This is a genomic window from Paraburkholderia sp. IMGN_8 (genome assembly GCF_038050405.1).
Lineage (GTDB): Bacteria > Pseudomonadota > Gammaproteobacteria > Burkholderiales > Burkholderiaceae > Paraburkholderia.
Map to the genome: position 1 here is coordinate 2377708 of NZ_CP150901.1, position 21425 is coordinate 2399132.

The 21425-nt window shown below is 63.4% G+C and carries 17 protein-coding genes; 11 read left to right on the top strand and 6 right to left on the bottom strand.

What is annotated here, in order from left to right; all coding sequences use genetic code 11:
- Window positions 1-47 precede the first annotated feature (47 nt).
- On the bottom strand, window positions 48-866 hold the full coding sequence (locus WN982_RS31765; RefSeq protein WP_341315997.1) for an alpha/beta hydrolase: 819 nt from the start codon (window positions 864-866) through the stop codon (window positions 48-50).
- 579 nt (window positions 867-1445) lie between these two features.
- Between WN982_RS31765 and WN982_RS31770 the strand changes: the two genes are divergently transcribed.
- From WN982_RS31770 to WN982_RS31785, 4 genes are all read left to right on the top strand, one after another.
- Window positions 1446-2858 (top strand): cytochrome ubiquinol oxidase subunit I, encoded by a 1413-nt coding sequence (locus WN982_RS31770; protein ID WP_341315998.1) that lies wholly within the window; start codon window positions 1446-1448, stop codon window positions 2856-2858.
- 47 nt (window positions 2859-2905) lie between these two features.
- Window positions 2906-3910 carry a cytochrome d ubiquinol oxidase subunit II gene (cydB, locus tag WN982_RS31775; protein ID WP_341315999.1) on the top strand — a complete coding sequence of 335 codons (1005 nt, stop codon included), beginning with the start codon at window positions 2906-2908 and terminating at the stop codon, window positions 3908-3910.
- Window positions 3885-4058 carry a hypothetical protein gene (locus WN982_RS31780; protein ID WP_341316000.1) on the top strand — a complete coding sequence of 58 codons (174 nt, stop codon included), beginning with the start codon at window positions 3885-3887 and terminating at the stop codon, window positions 4056-4058. The genes cydB and WN982_RS31780 overlap by 26 nt, the downstream gene beginning before the upstream one ends.
- 499 nt (window positions 4059-4557) lie before the next feature.
- A complete protein-coding gene (locus WN982_RS31785) occupies window positions 4558-5304 on the top strand; it encodes a response regulator transcription factor (protein ID WP_341316001.1) in 747 nt (248 codons plus the stop codon).
- 34 nt (window positions 5305-5338) lie between these two features.
- On the opposite strand, the gene WN982_RS31790 is transcribed toward WN982_RS31785, so the two are convergent.
- Entirely contained in the window at window positions 5339-7285 is a 1947-nt protein-coding gene (locus WN982_RS31790; RefSeq protein WP_341316002.1) for a hybrid sensor histidine kinase/response regulator, read from the bottom strand.
- A gap of 518 nt (window positions 7286-7803) precedes the next feature.
- Between WN982_RS31790 and WN982_RS31795 the strand changes: the two genes are divergently transcribed.
- Both WN982_RS31795 and WN982_RS31800 read left to right on the top strand, forming a co-directional pair.
- Entirely contained in the window at window positions 7804-8595 is a 792-nt protein-coding gene (locus WN982_RS31795) for a hypothetical protein (protein WP_341316003.1), read from the top strand.
- Window positions 8596-8798: 203 nt separating this feature from the next.
- Complete coding sequence (locus tag WN982_RS31800) at window positions 8799-12212, top strand: alpha/beta fold hydrolase (protein WP_341316004.1); 3414 nt, start codon at window positions 8799-8801, stop codon at window positions 12210-12212.
- Between the two features lie 20 nt (window positions 12213-12232).
- Here the strand turns inward: WN982_RS31800 and WN982_RS31805 are convergent, their stop codons facing one another.
- Together WN982_RS31805 and WN982_RS31810 are read right to left on the bottom strand one after the other, a co-directional pair.
- Entirely contained in the window at window positions 12233-13633 is a 1401-nt protein-coding gene (locus WN982_RS31805) for an FAD-binding oxidoreductase (RefSeq protein ID WP_341316005.1), read from the bottom strand.
- Window positions 13630-14607 carry a 2-oxoglutarate and iron-dependent oxygenase domain-containing protein gene (locus tag WN982_RS31810; RefSeq protein WP_341316006.1) on the bottom strand — a complete coding sequence of 326 codons (978 nt, stop codon included), beginning with the start codon at window positions 14605-14607 and terminating at the stop codon, window positions 13630-13632. The genes WN982_RS31805 and WN982_RS31810 overlap by 4 nt, the downstream gene beginning before the upstream one ends.
- 296 nt (window positions 14608-14903) lie before the next feature.
- On the opposite strand from WN982_RS31810, the gene WN982_RS31815 reads away from it, so the two are divergent.
- The 5 genes from WN982_RS31815 to hutC (WN982_RS31835) all read left to right on the top strand — a co-directional run bounded on the left by WN982_RS31815 (window position 14904) and on the right by hutC (WN982_RS31835) (window position 18911).
- Window positions 14904-15731: a transporter substrate-binding domain-containing protein gene (locus WN982_RS31815; protein ID WP_341316007.1), complete on the top strand. Its 828-nt coding sequence runs from the start codon at window positions 14904-14906 to the stop codon at window positions 15729-15731.
- Between the two features lie 94 nt (window positions 15732-15825).
- Window positions 15826-16476 (top strand): amino acid ABC transporter permease, encoded by a 651-nt coding sequence (locus WN982_RS31820; protein ID WP_341316008.1) that lies wholly within the window; start codon window positions 15826-15828, stop codon window positions 16474-16476.
- Window positions 16477-16503: 27 nt separating this feature from the next.
- Complete coding sequence (locus WN982_RS31825; RefSeq protein ID WP_341316009.1) at window positions 16504-17166, top strand: amino acid ABC transporter permease; 663 nt, start codon at window positions 16504-16506, stop codon at window positions 17164-17166.
- 19 nt (window positions 17167-17185) lie between these two features.
- A complete protein-coding gene (locus WN982_RS31830; RefSeq protein WP_341316010.1) occupies window positions 17186-18055 on the top strand; it encodes an amino acid ABC transporter ATP-binding protein in 870 nt (289 codons plus the stop codon).
- Window positions 18056-18107: 52 nt separating this feature from the next.
- Complete coding sequence (hutC, locus tag WN982_RS31835; protein WP_341316011.1) at window positions 18108-18911, top strand: histidine utilization repressor; 804 nt, start codon at window positions 18108-18110, stop codon at window positions 18909-18911.
- 26 nt (window positions 18912-18937) lie between these two features.
- Here hutC (WN982_RS31835) and hutC (WN982_RS31840) read toward each other — a convergent pair whose 3' ends face one another.
- Window positions 18938-19621: a histidine utilization repressor gene (gene hutC / locus WN982_RS31840; RefSeq protein WP_341319482.1), complete on the bottom strand. Its 684-nt coding sequence runs from the start codon at window positions 19619-19621 to the stop codon at window positions 18938-18940.
- A 131-nt stretch (window positions 19622-19752) separates the two neighbouring features.
- On the bottom strand, window positions 19753-21414 hold the full coding sequence (gene hutH / locus WN982_RS31845; RefSeq protein ID WP_341316012.1) for a histidine ammonia-lyase: 1662 nt from the start codon (window positions 21412-21414) through the stop codon (window positions 19753-19755).
- Window positions 21415-21425: the final 11 nt, after the last annotated feature.

Genomic DNA, 21425 nt, shown 5'->3' on the forward strand with positions numbered 1-21425 from the left:
CGCGGTGTGCACGAGCCAGCACGCGCCGCGCCTGCCCACATGACTTACTAGCCCAGAAACGCCAGCAGATCGGCGTTCACCTTATCCGCCTCGACCGTGCACATACCGTGCTGGCCACCCGGATAGACCTTCAGTGTCGCGTTCTTCACAATCGTTGCGGTCTTGCGGCCCGCCGCGTCGATCGGCACGATCTGGTCGTCGTCGCCGTGCAGCACCAGCGTCGGCACGTCGATCTTCTTCAGATCTTCCGTATAGTCGACTGCGGAGAACTGCTCGATGCAGTCGTATAGCCCTTTGATCGAGCCGGCCATGCCCTGTGCCCAGAACGAATCGATCACGCCTTGCGACACTTTCGCATTCGGGCGGTTGTAGCCGTAGAACGGCAGCGCCAGGTCCTTGAAAAACTGCGAGCGGTCGTCCACAACACCCTTGCGGATGCCGTCGAACACTTCGATCGGCAAGCCACCGGGGTTCGCCTCGGTCTTGAGCATCAGCGGCGGCACGGCGCCGATCAGCACGGCTTTCGCAACGCGCTTCGTGCCGTGACGGCCGATGTAATGCGCGACTTCGCCGCCGCCTGTCGAATGGCCGACCAGCGTTGCGTCCTTCAGGTCGAGATGCTCGATCAGCGCGGCCAGATCGTCAGCGTAAGTATCCATGTCGTTGCCGTCCCACGGCTGGCTCGAACGGCCATGGCCGCGCCGGTCGTGCGCGATCACGCGAAAACCCTTGCTGCCGAGGAACAGCATCTGGGCATCCCAGGCGTCCGCTGACAACGGCCAGCCATGCGAGAAGACGACCGGACGGCCGCTGCCCCAGTCCTTGTAGAAAATCTGCGTACCGTCTTTCGTGGTGATCGTGCTCATCTTTCGACTCCTGTTGGGGTGAAGTCTGCCGTCACCGGCAGGTGGATGAAGCGTGCCCTTTCAAACCCATTCGCGCGACTCAAGCAGGCTGCCCGGCGCGGATCGCACACGTTGCGATATTCGTCGCATGGTAGAAGCAAACGATCCGCTTGGCGAACTAACAGGCTAGTAGAAAATCGCCAGCGGCGGCGTTATTGTTCAGGCGAACACACAGTGGTGCCGACGCCGTCGTAACCGTTCATCGCGGTCCTGCTCCCGCCCTCTTCCCGTCGTTCGATTCGCGAACCACGACGCAAAGCGGGCGCGAACCACGTTGTTGCAGCGCGGTCGATTGACGCAGTCGGCACTTCAAACAGTGAGAATGAGCGCAAGCACGCAATCAGGAAAACTTGATGCCCATCAACGCTTTAGCGTCTCAAAATTCAGACTCAGCACAAAACAACGCGGTTTTTTGACGCACGTCGCGCCGCAGCAAAAAGTTCTGCCATCCCCTACTCTTGTGCCATCTGCCCAGCGCAGTGCGCATCGACAACGGTCGACGCGCGTAGTCCGCCCTCGGGCATCACGCACTTCACGCTTATGAACTCCGCACTCACGGCATTCGATCTCGCTCGCATTCAGTTTGCGTTCACCGTCTCGTTTCATATCGTTTTTCCGGCGCTGAGCATCGGCCTCGCCAGCTTCATCGCCGTGCTCGAATGGCGCTGGCTCAAAACCGGCAAGGCGTACTACAAAGATCTTTGCCTGTTCTGGTCGAAGATCTTCGCAGTCGCCTTCGGTATGGGCGTTGTCTCCGGCGTCGTGATGAGCTATCAGTTCGGCACCAACTGGTCGGGCTTCTCCAGTTTTGCCGGTCCTATCACGGGGCCGCTTCTGATGTACGAGGTGATGACCGCGTTCTTCCTCGAAGCGGGTTTCCTCGGCATCATGCTGTTCGGCTGGCAGCGCGTGAGTCCGCGCGCTCACTTCGGCGCGACGTTGATGGTGGCGATCGGCACGCTGATCTCGACCTTCTGGATCCTCGCCTCGAATAGCTGGATGCAGACGCCGCAAGGCTTCGAAGTCGTGAACGGCCAGGTCGTGCCGCTCGACTGGTTCAAGATCGTCTTCAATCCGTCGTTCCCGTACCGGCTTGCGCATATGGCGATGGCGGCATTCATCGTCGCGGGGCTGGTGGTGTCGGCGGTGGGCGCGTGGCATCTGTTGCGCGGACGGCGCGACCCGGCAGTCAGGAAGATGTTCTCGATGGCGCTCTGGCTGCTGCTGATCCTCACGCCGGTCCAGGCGTTCGTCGGCGATCAGCACGGTTTGAACACGCGCAAGTATCAGCCGGCCAAGATCGCCGCGATCGAAGGTCTGTGGGAAACCGAGAAAGGCGGCACCGCGCTGAATCTGTTCGGCATTCCGGACATGCAGGCGGAAACGACGCGCTATGCGGTGTCGATCCCGCACCTCGGCAGCCTGATCCTCACGCATAGCTGGGATGGCGAGATTCGCGGCCTGAAGGAATTCGCGCCGCAAGACCGGCCGAACTCGACCGTGGTGTTCTGGAGTTTCCGCATCATGGCCGGGCTTGGCGTGCTGATGATTCTGATGTCGGTGACCGCGTGGGTGCTGCGCCGTGGCGACCGGCTGTTCGAGGCGAAGTGGTTCCAGCGGCTCGCTGTCGCGATGGGACCGACCGGTTTCATCACGCTGCTGGCCGGCTGGGTCACCACTGAGGCAGGCCGTCAGCCGTGGGTGGTGTACGGCGTGATGCGCACCTCGCAGGCCGTGTCGCCGCTCACCACGCAACAGGTCGGCATCTCGCTCATGGCGTTCGTGGTCGTCTACTTCCTGGTGTTCGGCACCGGCATCTATTACATGCTCAAGCTGATGCGCTCGGGTCCGGCGCTGCCGGGGCAGACGCCGCATGGCGTGCCGGAACACTCGCCGGATCACACCGCGCGCCGCCCGCTGTCCGCCGCCGATCGACTGATCGACGCCGCCTGACCGTAACGGCTTCCCTACCCGCTTCACTACTGCTGACGAGATAGAAAATGGATGTAACCGTAGTGTGGGCCGCGATCATCGCACTGGGCCTGTTCATGTATGTGGTGCTCGACGGCTTCGATCTGGGCATCGGCATCGTGTTTCCGTTCTTCCCTGACGAAAAGGAACGCGACCTGATGATGAACACCGTCGCGCCGGTGTGGGACGGCAACGAAACCTGGCTGGTGCTCGGCGGCGCGGGGCTATTCGCGGTGTTTCCGGTCGTGTATTCGACCGTGTTGTCCGCGCTCTATCTGCCGCTGATCTTCATGCTCGCGTGCCTGATCTTTCGCGGCGTGTCGTTCGAGATTCGCGCCAAGGCCAACCGCACGAAGCATATATGGGACCTGGCGTTCATCGGCGGCTCGGCGGGTGCGGCGTTCTTTCAGGGCGTCGTGCTGGGCGCATTCCTGCAAGGCATTCCAGTGGTCGACGGCGCCTATGCCGGCGACGCCTTCGGCTGGCTCACGCCGTTCAGTCTGCTGACAGGTCTGGGTCTGATCGTCACCTATGCGCTGCTCGGCTGCTGCTGGCTGGTCGCGAAGACCGAAGGCGATCTGCAACGCCGCCTGCATCGGGTGGTGTGGCCGCTGACGATCGTGCTGCTCGGGTTCATCGCGATAGTCAGCCTGTGGACGCCGTTGCAAGATCCGAACATCGCGCAACGCTGGTTCGACGACGGCCTGTTCTACCGCCTGCTGCCGGTGCCGTTCCTCGTGGCGATCTGCGCGTTCTTCATGCATCGCGCGGTGCGCGAGCGGCATCACAACACGCCGTTCGTGCTGGCATTGGTGCTGGTGCTGCTCGGCTACCTCGGGCTGCTGGTGAGCTTGTGGCCGTATGCGATTCCATCGAGCATGACGCTCTGGCAAGCGGCAGCGCCGCGCTCGAGCCAGATGTTCACGCTGGTCGGCGCGGCGGTGATTCTGCCGATCATCATCGGCTATACGACAATGGGTTATTGGGTATTTCGCGGCAAGGTGCGTCATGGCGACCAACATCACTATCACTAAGGGCGGCCGTGCCGCTCGCCAATCTCCCCGCAAACTGCCGGGCTGGTTGTGGTTCATCGCGCTGTGGTGCTTCGGCGTGGCCTCGGCGATGTCGCTCGGTTATGCGTTCAAGCTTCTGATGAATGCGACGCTTTTCGCTGTCAAATAGATCCTTGTCTGGCGTGATTTCACCCGCCGCGCATAACCTTCGGAATCCTGCATGGACGGCTTAAAAAAACGGGGTATGCGGCTCGTCTACGTAGCAAGCCGGAACCTATGCGCGGGAGACCTGCCTTACCTGGAACGCTGGTCCATCGAACCAGCCGGCGATCGTACAAATTGTCAAATAGACACTTAGAGGTCACTTAAGCGGCAACCCGCAAGGCGCGCCGCACCACCGATCGGCTTATGATCGCGGGGTAGCAAGCGATGACGGGATTCACAGGGAGTAGCCTCCGCCGTCAAGGAGGCTCGCAGCAAAGAAAGGGCCACACGCCGCGGCATGACGCAACCCGCGGCGGACTGACGGACGGGTGTGCGACGGGGGTCGCACCATCCGCGCCTGCGTCGGCACAACCACAGCCACAAGCTGAGCGGCTCAATAGAAGTACAACGAGCAGCACAACGGCGGTAGTCCACAACGCGCAGGCCCGACTCGCGGAGACATCATGAAGTTTCTAGTGGCCGACGACCATGAACTGATCCGGCAAGGCGTCAAGGGGCTGCTGCGCGGGCTCGATCCCGACGCCCAATTCGACGAGGCCGACACCTGGGAAACCCTCGCCGCCGCAGCGCGGCCCGACGCCGATCACGATCTCGCGATCGTCGATCTGCATATGCCGGGAATGAGCGGCGCCTCATCGCTGGAAGTGCTGTTGAAGGCGAATCCCGCGTTGCCGGTGGTCGTGCTCTCCGCCGAAGAATCGCCTGACGAAATGCGCGCAGTGCTCGCAGCCGGTGCGCTCGGCTTCGTGCCGAAGCGGCAGCCCGCCAGCGTCATGCTCAAGGCGATCGAACTGGTGCTGTCAGGCGGTGCATACGTGCCGATGGAAGCGCTCAGCCTGCTGGGCTCGCGCGAGGCACAGACCGAGCCTTTGCATGCCGAAGTGCCTGCTGAGGCGTCCGCTCAGGCGTCCGGCCAGGCCGGCGCCTCGCTGACCGAACCCATCGTGCAAATCCAGACGCTGCAGCCGCACCAGCAGCATTTGCTGGAGAACCTGTCGCCGCGGCAGCAGGACATCATGCGGCTGGTTCATCGCGGCTGGACCAACAAGATGATTGCGCGTGAACTGGGGGTCGCCGAAGGCACGGTCAAGGTGCATCTGTCGGTGATCTTCCGGGCGCTGGGCGTGCACAACCGCTCGACGGCGATCGCCGTGATCAACGGCTGGCTGGAAGCCGGGAAAACCCTGTAGCGGCACCTGCCGCAGTAGGCGGTGTACACGCCGCCTACTTTTGCGACTCGCTCTGGGATTGGCTCTGCGTCTGATTCTGCGTCTGGCTTTCCGACTCGCTCCTCGTTTCGCTCCTCGTTTCGCCCCTCGTTTCGCTCCTCGTTTCGCTCCTCGTTCCGCTCTGCGATCTCTGCGGTTCGCCGGCGCGCCGCTCTATGGTGGCCGCCGCCCGCCCCTTATCCAGTTCGGCCTGTTGCCACAGCATTTCCAGCGTGCGCCGCAAGCGCGCCGGCGTGACCGGCTTGTGCAGCACCGGAATCCCCTGCAAGGCCAGCGCCGCAAGTTCCGCCGACGCCATATCGCCGGTGATCAGCAGCGTCACCACGCCTTCGTGACCGCCATGCGCGAGCACATTGCGCACTGCCGTGAGCGCCTGCGCGCCGGTCCGATGGTTCGCCAACTGGTAATCGCATAACACGGCATCCGGCACGAAGCCGTCGCCAAGCGCCCTGAGCGCGTCGGCTTCGTCGCGTGCGCCGCGCACGCTGCAACCCCAGCGCGCCAGCAGACTGGCGATGCCTTCGAGAATCGACGGGTCGTCGTCGATGCACAGCACGCGCCGCCCTTGCGCCGATGGGCCGCCCGCCACCGCTTCGTTCAGGCTCGCGACAATCCCGCCGGCCTCGCCCGCCCGCACGGGAAAGCGGAACACCGAGCCACGGCCCGGCGCCGAGCGCACCTGCAATTCGCCGCCGAGCAAACCGACCAGCCGCTTCACCGTCGGCAATCCCAGGCCGTGCCCCTGGCGCGCGTCGCGCTGTGGATTGGCCACCTGATAGAACTCCTCGAAAATGCGCTCATGTTCTTCGGGCGGGATGCCGATGCCCGAATCGCGCACCTCGATATAGCCGCCCGAAGGCTGCCCCGAGCGGCGCAAGCCCATCCAGATCGCGCCTTCCTCGGTATAGCGCACCGCATTCGAGAGCAGATTGCTCAACACGCGTTCGAGCAGCACCGGATCGTCGTGCACCACCATCGTGGTCGGCGCGATCCGCAGCGCCAGCCCTTTGGCCGCCGCCTGTGGCCGATACTGGCTGCCGACCCGCTCGAACAGTTCGGAGAGCCGGAAATGCAGACGAAGCACCTGGGTCACGCCGCTTTCGAGCCGGGCCAGATCGAGCACCTGATTGAACAACTGGTTCAGCGCCTCGACGTTATAGACGATGTGCTCGGCGGTCCTCGCGTGCTGCACGGGCGTCGCCGCCGCATCGTTGAGCGAGGCCGCCAGCAGACCGATCGCGTGCAGCGGCTGGCGCAAATCGTGGCTCGCGGCGGCAAAAAAACGCGTCTTGGCGAGACTGGCTTCTTCGGCGACACGCTTTTGCGCGGCCAGCGACTCCGCCAGATATTGCTGATCCACCCGCGCGTGCACGACACGCTGGAACAGCTTGCGATAACTCAACGCATAGACGTTGATCGCACAGAAGAAAAACGCGAGGACGATCGCGAGAATCGTGCGGTCGAACGTATGCGAGCCGAAATGCAACACGATCGACGGCAACAGCAGGAAGGGAATCGAGGTCGAAAAGTTCAGCAGATCGAAGCCGTTCGCCATGAACACGCCCGCCGCCAACGTGACCATCATCACGGTATGCAGCAGCGGCAAGTCGGTTTGCGGGCTCTGGAACGCGAACCAGACCGCGACGCCCGGCGCGCTGTACAGCAGCATGCCGCGCAATGCATGCAGATTGATCCACGCGCGCGGGCTCACGAGGTTCGGATAGCGGCGATTGCAGATCCACAGCGCGAGGCCGGCGCAATTGGCCGCGGCATAGAACCCGAAGCACGCGATGAACAGCGTCGGCGACGGTGGCTTCGGCCAGTAGATCGCCACCAGAACGGCGATCGAAAACCAGTGCGAAAAGAACGCGATCGGGTCCTGGGCGTACAGCACCCGCACCAGGTCTTCGTCGATCGCATGCTGCATAGGGTCGGCCCGCATCGTGTGGTCTCCTTTGTCGACCGGAGTTAGCGCTTTAGCTGTCGGCCAGAGTTCGCGTGTCGGCTGGAGTTAGCGCTTTAGCGCTTACTCCAGCCCCATAGCGCGTTACTCTGGTCCCATGCAAAGCACTTACTCCGGTCCCATGCAAGATGGTTGCTGTCGGGCACGGCAAATTCGATGGCGTAGCGCGAAGAGTCAGCCGCGAAGCAGGCGTCGCGGGCCGGGGGTGCTGCGCACAGGTGCGGCATGGTTCGTTTGCGTGCGCGCAGCGTTTTGGTGCAGCGCACCGCGCGCGACAACGGGTAAGACGGCCCGGCAAGCGCTCTTTTGAATTCGTTTTTGAGATGGTTTACCCAGCAGTTTACCCATCAGCTACCACTTAATCCATATAGGCGAAGCCGTCGCCGGAAACCATACTGGTTTCACATTCCAGCGCGGCTTCAAGTCTTCAACCACCCTTTGCCCGCCTGCAGTTCAGGCTCACCGCGCTCCTTGCCTTACCCCTTATGGAGGCTTTCATGGGCGCAGTTCCGAGCCACGAGTTCGTCCGCAATCTCGACGATGCGATCCTGCCCGACCTGTGGCGCCGGCGTACCCAGCTGTCCGCCGATGAAATGGTGTCGATGGTCGAGCTGGTCAGGCGGGCGCTGCGGACCTATCACCCGCTCGAATTGCAGGCGCTCGGCGAAGACAAGGAAGAGCTGGTCGCGCAGTTCATCTACTCGAAGGTGCTGCGTCTCGCGCCTGGCCACACGGAAACCCATGCCTGCGCCGACAGCGCGCCGTCCAACGGCTACGCACTGTGCGCGTACTTTCGCCGCTATCTGATCGACTGCCTGCGTAGCGCGGGCCACCAGCGCAACGTATCGATGGAAAACGAAGGCATGGTGCAGGAAATCGATCTGCACGCGCATGCGCTGGAAGACCCGGTCGAAAGCGTGCTGTTGCAGTACGGCCTCGACGAACAGCGCGTGCGGTGCGCGGCGCGCGCCTTTATCGAAAGCCTCGACGAACCGGAGCGCATTGTGCTGGCCGGCAGCCTCGGCTGGTGCTCGGAGGGTAAAGGCGGTCTGTCGGCGGTCGCGGCTCAGCATCGTGTGCCCTCATATCACTATCGCGCAGTCAAACTCGGCGTCACCATGAAAAAGACGGCCAATGCCGCCGATTTTTCCAACACCAAGATCGGCCGCTGGCTCACCGACGTGCTCGGCATCGAGATCGACCTCGACAATCGCGCGGCGATTCTGCTCGTGTTGAACCTGCTCGCCGCCGAATCGAGCGACAGCGAAATGAATGAAGTAGCAGCCTAATTGCACCTGAACAAACGGCTCCGTCCGGTCGCCGGCTTTCCTGAACACAGTAGAAGCAGCACATATGGCGTGCGCGCCACGTACCATGCGCCTTTTTTTGTCGTTGCGCACCGCCTACGATAAAAAACCGGCGGCCGCGCACCGTCTTCTTTCCGAACTCCGGGCTCCCCCACCCGGCTCCAACTCCTGACGAGGTGGTCGTGATGAATCGCTTATCGAGCGCCATGACGGCGCTGCAGCCGCATTACGAAGTCGTGGTCGTGGGTTCGGGTTATGGCGGCTCGATTGCCGCCAGCCGCATGGCGCGCGCCGGGCGTCAGGTGTGCGTGCTGGAGCGCGGGCGGGAATTCATGGCCGGCGAATTTCCGCGCACGCCGCTCGAAGGCGCCGCGCAGGTGCAATACAACACCAGTCTCGCGCAGATCGGCTCGCCGCTCGCGCTGCTCGAAGTGCACGTGAATTCCGAGGTGAATGCGGTGGTTGGCTGCGGGCTGGGCGGCACTTCGCTGATCAACGCGAACGTCGCGCTCGAAGCCGATCCGCGTCTGTGGGACGATCCGCGCTGGCCGGCCGCGCTGCGCGGCGACAAGGCGGGTCGCGACACCGGCTACAAGCTTGCCCGCGAGATGCTGCAGCCGTCGCCGGTGCCCGACGATTATCCGCAGCTACCGAAACTGCAGGCGCTCGAACAATCGGCGCAAGCGCTCGGTATGCAGGACCGCTTCTACCGGCCGCCGATCACCGTTACCTTCAAGACCGGCAAGAACGCAGCGGGCGTCGATCAGAACCGCTGCGTCGGCTGCGGCGATTGCAATTCCGGCTGCAACTACGACGCGAAGAATTCGACCCACATGAACTATCTGCCCGATGCGGTCGCGCACGGCGCACAGATTTTCACGGGCGCTGCGGTGCATTCGGTGGTGCGCGACAAAGACACGCAGAAATGGATCGTGAACTATCAACTGGTCAGTCTCGGCCGCGAAAGCTATGGCGCGCCCGATCTGTTCATCAGCGCCGATATCGTGATCGTGGCGGCCGGCACCATCGGTTCCACGGCGCTCCTGCTGCGCTCCAGCAAGGCCGGGCTGCCGGTGTCGAAACAACTCGGCGAACACTTCACCGGTAACGGCGACGTACTCGCCTTCGCCTACAACACCAACCAGGTGATCAACGGCGTCGGCTGGGGCGCGCACACGGCGGGCGAGATTGCGCCAGTCGGGCCGACCATCACCGGCATCATCGACCATCGCAACACTGAAGACGTAAAAGACGGCTTCGTGATCGAAGAAGGCTCGCTCGCCGGACCGATCGGTGTGGCGATGATCGGCGTGCTCGGCGGCGCCGCGCCGCTCGAAGGCGTGGACATTCCCGCGCCGCGGCCAGCGGACGAACCGCTCGGCGCGCCCGCGCGCGTGATCGAGAGTCTCCTGCGCGGGCCCTACCACGGCGCGCTCAACCACTCGCAAACTTACCTCGTGATGGCGCATGACGACGAGAGCGGCCAGATTCGCGTGGATGAAAAAGGCAGTCCGCGCATCCATTGGCCGAACGCCGGCAAGCAACCGATCTTCGAGACGGTCGAAAAGACGCTCATCGACTCGACAGCCCCGCTCGGCGGCGAATTCCTGCGCAATCCGATTTCCGCCGATATGGCCGGCAACCGCGTCGTCACCGTGCATCCGCTCGGCGGTTGCGGGATGGGCGAAGACGCGGAGCACGGCGTGGTCGATCACGCGGGCCGCGTGTTCAGCGGCAACGCGGGCAAGGCGGTGCACGAAGGCCTGTATGTGATGGACGGCGCGGTGATGCCGATGTCGCTCGGGGTCAATCCGCTGCTGACGATCTCGGCGCTTGCCGAGCGCAATTGCGCGTTGCTCGCGGCGTCGCACGACTGGCACATCGACTATGAGTCCAAGGGGGATGCCGCCACGCCGCCGCCCAGGGCAATCGGTTTGCGTTTCACTGAAACGATGGTCGGCACGTATACGCCGACGGTCGCGGGCGGCGCAGTTGCTACGAGCCCGATCCAGTTCACGTTGACCGTCGAATCGGACGATCTGGCCGACATGCTGAACAATCCGCAACACGAGGCGCGCACGGCCGGCACGCTGACCTGCCCCGCGCTTTCCGCGCAACCCATGACGATCGCCGACGGCACATTCAACCTTTTTGTCGTCGATCAATCGGACGTGGATCAGCGTGACATGAACTATCGCATGACGCTCAATGCCACCGAAGGCAAGACGTACTACCTGACTGGGCGAAAGATCATCACGCGCACGTCGCCGATCAATCTGTGGGAACAGACCAACACGTTATACGCCGAGATTCGCGAGTCGCCGCAAGCCGATGCGCCGGCGCTCGGCAAAGCGACGCTGATCATCACGCCGGAGAACTTCCTCAAACAGCAGCGCACGCTGGAAGTCACGAACGCACCTGACCTGAAGACCCGCCTCGAATGGACCTTGAAGTTCGGCAAGTTTTTCGCGGGCGTGCTGTTTACCGAATACGGCGGTGTGGCCGCGCCCCTGCAGTTTTTTGACTCGAAGATGTCACCGCGTTTGAAGCGGGCACTGCGCGCGCCGGCGCCGCAAGTCTTCTTTTTCGACACGCCTGACAAGACGCAACTGCGGCTCACGCGCTACGTCGACAGCGCCAACAAAGCGGCGCGTCCGTTGCTGCTGATCCACGGCTCGGGTGTCTCGAGCCGGATCTATTCCACCGATCTGGTCGCGACCAACCTGGTGGAATATCTCTGCGCGGCCGGCTACGACGTGTGGCTCGTCGATCTGCGCGTCAGCATCGAAATGCCGAGCGTGCTGGTGCCGACCAACGTGGACAAGGTCGCTCGCGAGGACATTCCGGCCGCCGTCGCGAAAGTGCGCGAGTTGACCGGCGCGCCAAAAATTCAGGTGCTGGGCCACTGCATGGGTGGGCTGGCATTGAGCATGTCGTTGCTGTACGGCCTCGAGGGCGTGCGCTCGGCGGTCATCTCGCAAGTATCGGCGCATCCGGTGCCGGGCACGCTGGAACGCATCAAGTGCGGCCTGCATATACCTGACATCATGGAGCATCTCGGCGTGCTCGACCTGACCGCGTATACGCAGCACGAGAAGTGGCCCCACAACCTGCTCGATGAAGCGTTGAAGTTCTACCCGCTCAATCATAAACAGGGCTGCGGCAATCCCATCTGTCATCGTGCGACCTTCCTTTACGGCTTGCTATACGAACACGAACAGTTGAGCGAGACGCTTCATTCGAATCTGCAGGAACTGCTCGGCGTGCATGACGTCGAGGTGTTCAAGCATCTGGCCGCCATGGTGCGGGCGGGCAAGGTTGTCGACGCCGCCGGGAAAGACGTCTACCTCGGGGGGATGAACGGCATGAAGGGACTCGAGGGCATGCGCCTGCCGATCGGTTTCATCCATGGCGATAAAAACGAAACCTATTTGCCGAAAAGCACCCAGATTACCTATGACATTCTGGTCGAGCGTTTCCCTGAGCAGCCGTATGAGCGGCATGTGATTCCCGGCTACGGGCACATCGACTGCATATTCGGCAAGAACGCGGCAGTGGATGTTTATCCGGTGATCGCGAGGTATCTGGATGCGCATTGAGCCAGGCGCGCACGCCCCGCTCAGAACAGCTTGCCCGGATTCAGGATACCGTGCGGGTCCAGTGCATGTTTGATCGCGGCCATTGCGGCCAGCTCGGCGGGCGAACGCGAGATCGGCAAGAACTCACGCTTGAGCAAACCGATCCCGTGTTCCGCCGACACCGAACCATTGAGCGGCCCGAGCATCTCGTAGACGAACGCATAGACCGCGTGATGCTCGACGCCCGGTATCGAATGGCCGTCGACAGTGACATGCAGATTCGAATCGCCGATATGGCCGAAGAAATACGATTCGTTGCCCGGCCAGCGCTGATCGAGCGCCGCGCGGCAACGGTCGACGAATGCGCCGATCTCGCCGATCGGCAAGCTCACATCGAAGTTGATCGCGTCCAGCCGCACCGGAAACTCCGCGGTGCATTCGCGAATCGCCCATAAGGCCCGTACGTCGGCGACCGATTGCGCGATCACGGCGTCGCGCATCACCTGCGCGTCGAGCGCTTCGGTCAGCGCGGCGGAGAAGCGTTCGCCGTCGTCTCTAACGTCGAAGCTCGCGTGTTCGATCAGTGCATAAAGCGGGTGTACGTCTGCGAACGGCGAACGCGCGCCCGTCAGCTTCACGCCGAAATCGTAGAAATCCGGCCACATGATCTCGAACGCGCCGATGTCGTTGCCAAAGCGCGTCGACAAGCGGCGCAGCAGGTTCACCGCGGCATCGTAATCGTCGAGTGCGACCAGCGCCGTGTGCCGCGCCGTGCGTGGTGGATGCAGCCGCAACACCGCGCGAGTAATTACGCCAAGTGTGCCTTCCGAACCGATGAACCAGTGTTTCAGGTCGTAGCCGGTGTTGTTCTTGACCATCTTGCCCAACGACGTCAGCACGTCGCCGTTCGCCAGCACGACTTCCAGCCCGAGCACCTGATCGCGCGCGGTGCCCGACTGGATCACGCGATTGCCGCCCGCGTTGGTGGCCAGATTGCCGCCGATCTGGCACGAGCCGCGCGCGCCCAGATCGAGCGCGAGTTCGAAGCCCGCCTCCGCGGCGGCTTCCTGCGCGGTTTGCAAGGTGGTGCCGGCGCGCACCGTCAGCGTGGCCGAGGCGACATCGATTTCTTCGATACCGCTTAAACGTTCGAGCGACAGCGCGATATCGGCGGCGCGTGCGATCGCGCCGCCGGCGAGGCCGGTCATGCCGCCCTGCGGCACCACGGGTTGATGCGCTGCGTGGCAGATGGCCAGCGCGCGCGAGACCTCTTCCGTGCTGCGCGGCAAGACGAGCGCTGCGGGGCGCGTCGGATCGTGGCGCGTCCAGTCGGTCATCGCGCGTTCGCCGATCTGCTCGCCGACTCGCACCGCGTCGTCACCTAGCGCGGCGCGCAACGCGTCGAGCGTCGCGCAAAGCGGTGCTGGGTTTTTATCTGTCATGCAGTCGGTTCCTGTGCTGCCTTCTTCCGATAACCCATCGAATCGTTGATGCGTCCGAGGATGTAGTCGCCCGCGGCGACCGGTTGATACTTGAGGTCGGCGTCGCTCGTACCGAGTTCGCGCGGATCGACCGTCGCGCCGTAAGTCGGATCATAGAACGTCGCGATCGAATAGCGCTCGCGCCCCGATGCATTGATCACGCGATGCAGCGTCGAGCGGAACCGGTCGTTGGTCCAGCGCGCCAGCAGATCGCCGACGTTCACCACGAAGCTGCCTTCGATCGGCGGCGCCTCGACCCACGTATCGTTGGCGATTTCGCGCACCTGCAAGCCGCCCACCTGATCCTGCCACAACAACGTGATGCAGCCGTAGTCGGTATGCGGCGCGACGCCGAACTGATCGGCGTCCGATTGGGGCGGCTGCGGCGGATAGTAGACCATCTGCGTGCGCTGCATCCGCTTCGTGTAGCGTGGCGCGAAGAAATGCTCGCCGACGCCCAGGCTCACCGCCACCGCCCGCAGCAGATCGGCGCCGCATGTCGCCACCGCTTCGTAATAGCCATAGAGCGCGGGACGCAATTCAGGCATGAAGTCCGGCCAGTTGTTCGGCCCGCGCAGCGCCTGGCCGGCGAGCACATCGGGATCGTCCTCCGGCAACTCCAGCCCGATGCTGAAGAACTCCTTGTAGTCGGGACGCTTCGCCTGATACATGGTCGCGTCGCCGAGCGCGTTGAAACCGCGATGCCTTTGATTCACCGCCGCACGCCGCTTGGTCTCTACAGGAAACGCGAAGAATGTGCGCGCCGCCTGCTCGGCCGCATCGATCGAAGCTTGCGGCACGCCGTGATTGACGATGTAGAAAAAGCCGATCGTCGTGCACGCTTCGCGGATTTCATGGGCCACGCGCTGCAAAGCTTGCGGATCGCCGGCGCGAACGCCGGCGAGGTCGATGATCGGAATACGGGTCACGGGCATCGCTTAGCTCCCTGAAAGTCCCTGAAGGGCCGGCCTATTCAACTGACAAAAGAGGCCCGCCAATCACGCTCAATAAACTCGTCACAGCGGCGCACGCCTCCTGCATCCCAGTTGTATATACCGCCAAAAGCACGCTCGCAAGTAACGTCGCAACGCTTCACGTAAGGGCTTTTCTCTACTCGCGTGTTTATTTATTTCGCAGGAAAACTGCGGTATATACTGCATCGCATGACTCGCGCCGAGCCCGTCTTATGAGCCGCTTGCGCGCGACACCGCTTTGCCAACCGGAGAATCCCATGAGCATCCTTGCAGGCTGGAAGTGTCGTTTGGTCATGCTGGCGTTGTGCGCGGCAAGCGTCAGCGCCCACGCGGAAGACCAGCTCGCCAAAGTGAAGAAAGCCGGCGAACTGGTCGTCGGCACCGAGATGCAATTCGCGCCCTTCGACTTCCTCGAAAACGGCCAGCAAGCGGGCTTCAACAAGGATCTGTTCGCCGAGGTCGGCAAGGAAATGGGCGTGAAGGTGCGCTTCATCGACTTGCCGTGGCCGAGCGTGCTGCCGGGTCTCGAAGCGGGCAAGTTCGATATGGTCGGCGGCCCGCTGACGGTGACGAAGGCGCGCATGGAGCGCTACACATACACGCTGCCAATCGCGGACGCCACCGACGCGCTGCTCAAGCGCGCGAACGATACGTCGGTCAAGCAATCGTCGGACATCGCCGGCAAGACGGTCGGCGCGGGCAAAGGCTCGGCGCAACTCGACCAGCTGAAGAGCTACGCCGCCACCTTGCCGAAGCCGCCTGAAATCCGCGAATACGTTGACAACAATCAGGCCTATGCCGATCTGGCCGCCGGCCGCATTGCGGCAGTCGCGAACTCGATGACCAACATCGCCTATGTCGCCAAGCAGCGTCCGGAAACTTTCGCGGTCGTGCAGCCGCCGTTCGGCGCGAAAGTGTACTTTGCCTACTGCCTGCGTAAAGACGCTGACAGTAAACCGCTTGCCGATGCCTTCAACGCCGCGCTCGTGAAAATGCACAACGACGGACGTCTCGCGACCTTGCAGAAGAAATGGTTCGGCGTCGCGATGGATGCACCAACCACGATGCCCACGCCGAACTATTGATGACCTGATGTCCTGATGCACGCGATTTGACGTATGCGATGCGGGCTTCCTGACGAGCCGCATCGCCCTCCCCGTTCTAGCGAGTGCGACGCTTATGTTCAGCACAACCGTCTTCGCCCAGGGCTTGCCGCTGCTATTGCACGCGGCGCTCGCCACCATCGGCATTTCGCTGACGGGCCTCGTGATCGGCTTCTTCGTCGCGATCGGCGTGTGCGCGGCGCGGCTTTCCGCGAACCGCGCGGCGCGCATGTTCGGCGGCGCCTACGTGTTCTTCTTTCGCGGCGTGCCGATGCTGGTGCAACTGCTGCTTGTGTATTACCTGCTGCCGTTCGCCGGGATCAATGTGTCGCCGGTCGTCGCGGCGATCAGCGCCGTGTCGCTATGTTCCGCGTCATACATCGCCGAGATTCTGCGCGGCGGTTTTCTCAGCATCCCGCCGGGTCATATCGAAGCCGCTCGCATGCTGGGGCTTTCACCGTTCGATATGCTGCGGCGGATTCTGGTCCCGCAGGCGTTTCGTCTGACGCTGCCGTCGCTCGTCAATGAAATGGTGCTGCTGATCAAGGCTTCGTCGTTGATCTCGGTGGTGGGTGTGGCCGAGTTGACCCGCACCGCGCAGAACATCGCGGCCAGTACTTATCGACCGCTCGAAGCGTACCTTGCTGCGGGGCTGATTTACTTCGTGATCTGCGGTGCGCTCGCGCTCGTTGCGCATGCCGCCGAATATCGTTTGCAGCACGCCTGAGCCCAAGCCGGACGTTGACGCCAAGCCATGCAAAAGTTCGACCCCACCGTCATCACGCACAATCTTCAACCGATCGCCGCCGGTCTCGCGACGACGCTCGGCACGTGGATCGCGGGCGTCGCGATCGGCATTCTGATCGGCTTTCTGATCGCCGTGCTGCAACTCTTTTGCGGACGCTGGGTGCGCGGCGCGCTACGCTTCTATATTGAAGCATTTCGCGGCACGCCGTTTCTGGTGCAACTGTTTTTGCTGTACTACGGCGGCCCTTCAATCGGTCTCACGCTCGAACCGATGACGGCCGGCGTGCTCGGCCTCGGCCTGTACGGCAGCGCGTATTTCGCCGAAGCATTCCGCTCCGGTTTCCAATCGGTGCCGCCGGGACATCTCGAGGCGGCGTCCTGCCTCGGACTCACGCGCTGGCAAGCCGTACTGCGCATCCAGGTGCCGCAAATGCTGGTGCTGATCGTGCCGGCGCTGACCAATCTGATTATCGTGCTGAGCAAGGAAACCGCGGTGCTGTCGATCGTCACCGTGCCCGAGCTCACGTTCGTGCTGACCGGCATCGGCTCGGCTACCTTCGCTTTCGTCGAAACGCTGCTGGCGCTGTGCGTGTGCTATCTGGCGCTGGTCGAGCTGACTTCGCGCGCCGGCATGTGGGCCGAAGCCCGCATCGCGCGCTTCATGGCATGAACGGAACTTGGACCACCCTATGAACGCCATCGCCGACATGCCCTCCTCCGCGTCCACCGCTGCCGCCGATACGCCACCCGGCACGCCGCTGATCGAAGTGCGCGACTTGCGCAAACGCTTTGGCGAAGTCGAAGTGCTGCGCGGTGTGGATCTCGAGATCGCCCGTTCCGAAGTGGTCTGCATTATCGGACCGTCGGGCTCGGGTAAGAGTACGCTGCTGCGCTGCCTCGCCGCGCTCGAAACCTACGATCAGGGCGACGTGCGCATCGAAGGCGAACTGCTCGGCTATAGCGAGCGCAACGGCAAACGCATGCGGGCGTCGCAAGGCGAAATCAATCGCGTGCGGCGCAACGTCGGCATGGTGTTTCAACAGTTCAATCTATGGCCGCACATGACGGCGCTCGGCAACGTGATGGAAGCGCTGCTGCGCGTGCGTCATCTATCGCGCGACGAAGCGCGCCGCCGCGCCAACGCGATGCTGGAAACGGTCGGCCTCGCGCACAAGGGCGATGCGTATCCTTCGAAACTCTCGGGTGGCCAGCAGCAGCGCGTCGCGATTGCACGCGCGCTGGCGATGGAGCCGCACATCATGCTGTTCGACGAGCCGACCTCGGCGCTCGATCCGGAACTGGTCGGCGAAGTGCTGCAAGTGATGAAACAACTCGCGCGCGACGGCATGACGATGGCGGTGGTGACACACGAAATGGGCTTTGCCGCGCAAGTCGCCGACAAGGTCATGTTCATCGACCAGGGGCGCATCGCCGTCCAGGGAAAGCCGCGCGAAGTCTTTCACGATGCCGGGCAGCCGCGCTTGCGGCAGTTCCTGCAAAACTACTTCGACCGCAACGCCTTCTGGGCGCGCGGTCCCGACGAGGCGGAGCCGGTATGAGCGCGCTCGTGTTGGCCACCGCCTCGCACGGACAGTAGCGCGAGGGCCGCCGATGTCCGCCACAGTTCGCAGCAAAGCTCACGACAAGCCGCTTCCTGCCGCGGCGATGAAAACCGCGCGCATGGCATCCGATGCGCCGGCCGCGCGCTACGAGCAGGTCAAAAGCCATATTCGCCAGATCATCGACTCGGGTGCGCGGCAAGCGGGCGACCGTCTGCCTTCCGAACTCGACCTGGTGGCGACGCTGGGCGTGTCGCGCATGACGGTCAATCGCGCGCTGCGCGAGCTCGCCGACGAAGGCCTCGTCACACGCGTATCCGGCGTCGGCACCTTCGTCGCGCAAACCAAGCCGCAATCGACGTTGCTGATGATCGCCCATATCGGCGACGAGATCCGCTCGCGCGGCCATGAATACAGCTACGACACCGTGCTGGCGCAACGCGAAACCGCGCCGGTGACGGTGTCGAACGCGTTAGGCCTCGCGCCGGGTGCTTCCGTATTTCACGTGATCTGCGTGCATCGCGAGAACGGCTTGCCGGTGCAACTGGAAGACCGCTACGTCAATCCGGCGATCGCGCCGGATTTTCTGCAGCAGGATTTCGCATCGATCCGGCCGTCGGAGTATCTGTACGATATCGTGCCGGCGCATGACGTCGAGCATGTCGTCGATGCGGGTTTGCCGACGCGCGCCGAAGCCGAGTTGCTGGAGATTCGTGCCGAGGAACCGTGCCTGACGCTCATGCGCCGCACCTGGACGAGCGGCGTCGCGGTGACGTTCGCGCGTTTCGTGCATCCGGGCTCGCGGTATCGGCTGGGTTGCCGTTTCTCGCCGGATATGTCGCAACGGCAAGGCTAGCCGCGCAAACGCGCCGCACGCGTTCGTTAAACGTTCCCCGCCAGATGAAAACGCGACGCCGGATGCCACAACTGCACCGAGGTCGCGACCGCTTCACCCACCCAAGTCCGGCGCCATAGCTGCAAGCACGGCTCGCCGATCTCCATCATCAGATGCCGTCGCACATACGCATCGGGCTTCTGCGCATAGATGCGAAACTCCGCGCGCTGAATCGGCGCGAGACGCACCATGTAGTGATTCGGCGTCTCGACGGTGAAATCCTGTTGCAGATAGTCGGGGAAGACCTTTGGATTGACGTAGCGATCCTCATACTGGATCGGCTCGCCTTCTTCGCTGTGCACGATGCACGAGTGAAATGCCGGGCCCTCGGCGAGACCAAGTGAGTCGAGCGCCTGCGGGTCGTCGCTGGTTTCGAGCGTCAGCACGCGCGCCGAGTGACGATGCCCGCGTGCCGCGATTTCGTCAGCGATATTGCGGATTTCCAGTACCGTTGATTCGTAGCGTTGCGGCGCGACGAAGGTGCCTGAACCCTGCACGCGCGTCAGCACGCGTTCGGTGGTCAGCTCGCGCAACGCGCGCGACACTGTCATGCGCGCAACGCCGAATTCCTTGACCAGTTCCGTTTCGGACGGGATCAGCCCGCCCGGTTTCCATTCCCCTTCACTGATGCGTTTGAGCACGTAGCGTTTGATCTGCTCATAGGCGGGCATCGCCTTGGCGGGGGCCGCATGGTTGCGGCCTGGGTGGTCTTGAGTGTCTGCGGTTTGCGCGTTTGTAATGTTGTTCACGTCGACCTCGTGGGTGGTACGCAATACGCCGGTTCACCAGCTGGTAAGCCCGCTCACCGGCACTGTCTCCAATCAAGCTGTAGGGGTTGCCGATGGGCCGCCGGTGGGCCGTCGTTGACGGCCATGGCAGCGCCGGCCGCACAGCCGGCCACGCTCGCCAATCCGGCAAGGTCCGCAGCAGCGGCAGCGGTGGCAAGCGCAGGCCGCATCTTACCCGGGTTCGGCAGCGGTGGCGGCGCGCCGTCGGCGATCATGCGAAACGCGATGGTCATATCGTCGGCGAGCGGCCGGTCGTCGCGATAGGTCGGCACGACGCCGCGCACACGCTGCCAGAGCGCGTCGGTATGCGGCGCGCGCGGCGCGTCGACGGTTTGCAGGTCGTAGGCCTGCGCCGCGGCCAGCAATTCGATCGCGACAATGCGCCCGGCGTTGTCGACGATCTCCAGCGCTTTGAGCGCGGCGGGCGTCGCGTGGCACAAGTGGTCTTCCTGCAAGCCGGACGTGATGCCGCCGTCGAGGCTCGCGGGCATCGCCAGACGCCGGTTCTGTGCGACCAGCGACGCCGCCGTGTACTGCGCGATCATGAAACCTGAACAGGTGCCGCCCGGCTCGGCGAGAAACGCCGGCAAGCCGCTGACGAGCGGATTGACCAGACGGTCCAGACGCCGCTCGGCCATTGCCGCGACTTGCGCGATCGCGGTGGCGAGACTGTCCATCGCCAGCGCGATCGATGCGCCCACCGCATGCGCCTGCGAATAAACGCGCGGCTCATCCGGCGTGCCGGCGACGATCGGGTTATCGGTAATCGATGCGAGCTCGCGGTTGAGCACTTCGGCGGTCGCGGCCAGCACGTCGCGCGCGGCGCCGTGCACATGCGGAATGGTCCGCAAGCTCAACGGGTCTTGCGTGCGCTGGCCGACCACTGCCGCGAGAATGCCGCTGCCGGCGAGCGCCGTGCGCATCCGTTCGCCGACCAGGCTCAGGCCGGGCGAGATGCGCAATGCCAGCGAATCGGCATCGAACGCGGCGAGCTGGCCTCGCAGATTCTCGAAGCTCATCGCGGCGACCACGTCGGTCCAGTCGAGCAGGCGCTCGGCGCGCGCGAGAGCCAACGCCGCGAGACCTGTCACACACGGTGTGCCGTTGACGAGGCTTAAGCCTTCCTTTGCTTCGAGCACCAGCGGTTCGAAGCCAAGCAGTTGCAACGCGTCGCGCCCTTTGAGCCGTTCGCCGCGATAGCGCACATAGCCTTCGCCGATGCATACCAGCGCGATATGCGCCATGTGGCTCAGATAGCCGACCGAGCCGAAAGCCGGCACTTCGGGCAAGCAATCGGCATTAAGCAACGCGACGAGTTGGTCCGCGACTTCGAGGCGAATCCCCGAATGTCCGTGCGCAAAGTTGTTGACAGCCGCCGCCATGATCGCGCGCGTCTCGGCGACACCGAGCGGCACGCCTACGCCAACCGCATGGCTCATCAGAATGTTGCGCGACAGCGTGTGCTGCTCGGACGGAGATACGATCACGTCGCACAATGCACCGACGCCGGTATTCACGCCATACGCGCGAATACCGCGCTCGACGATCTGTTCGACAAGGACCCGCGCCGCCGCGATGCGCGCGCGGGCGCCGGCGGAAAGTTCGAGCGGCTCACCGGCGGCAACCGCCGCGACCTGAGCCCAGTCGAGAGGACGATCGGAACGGATCACGGCCATGATATTGCCCT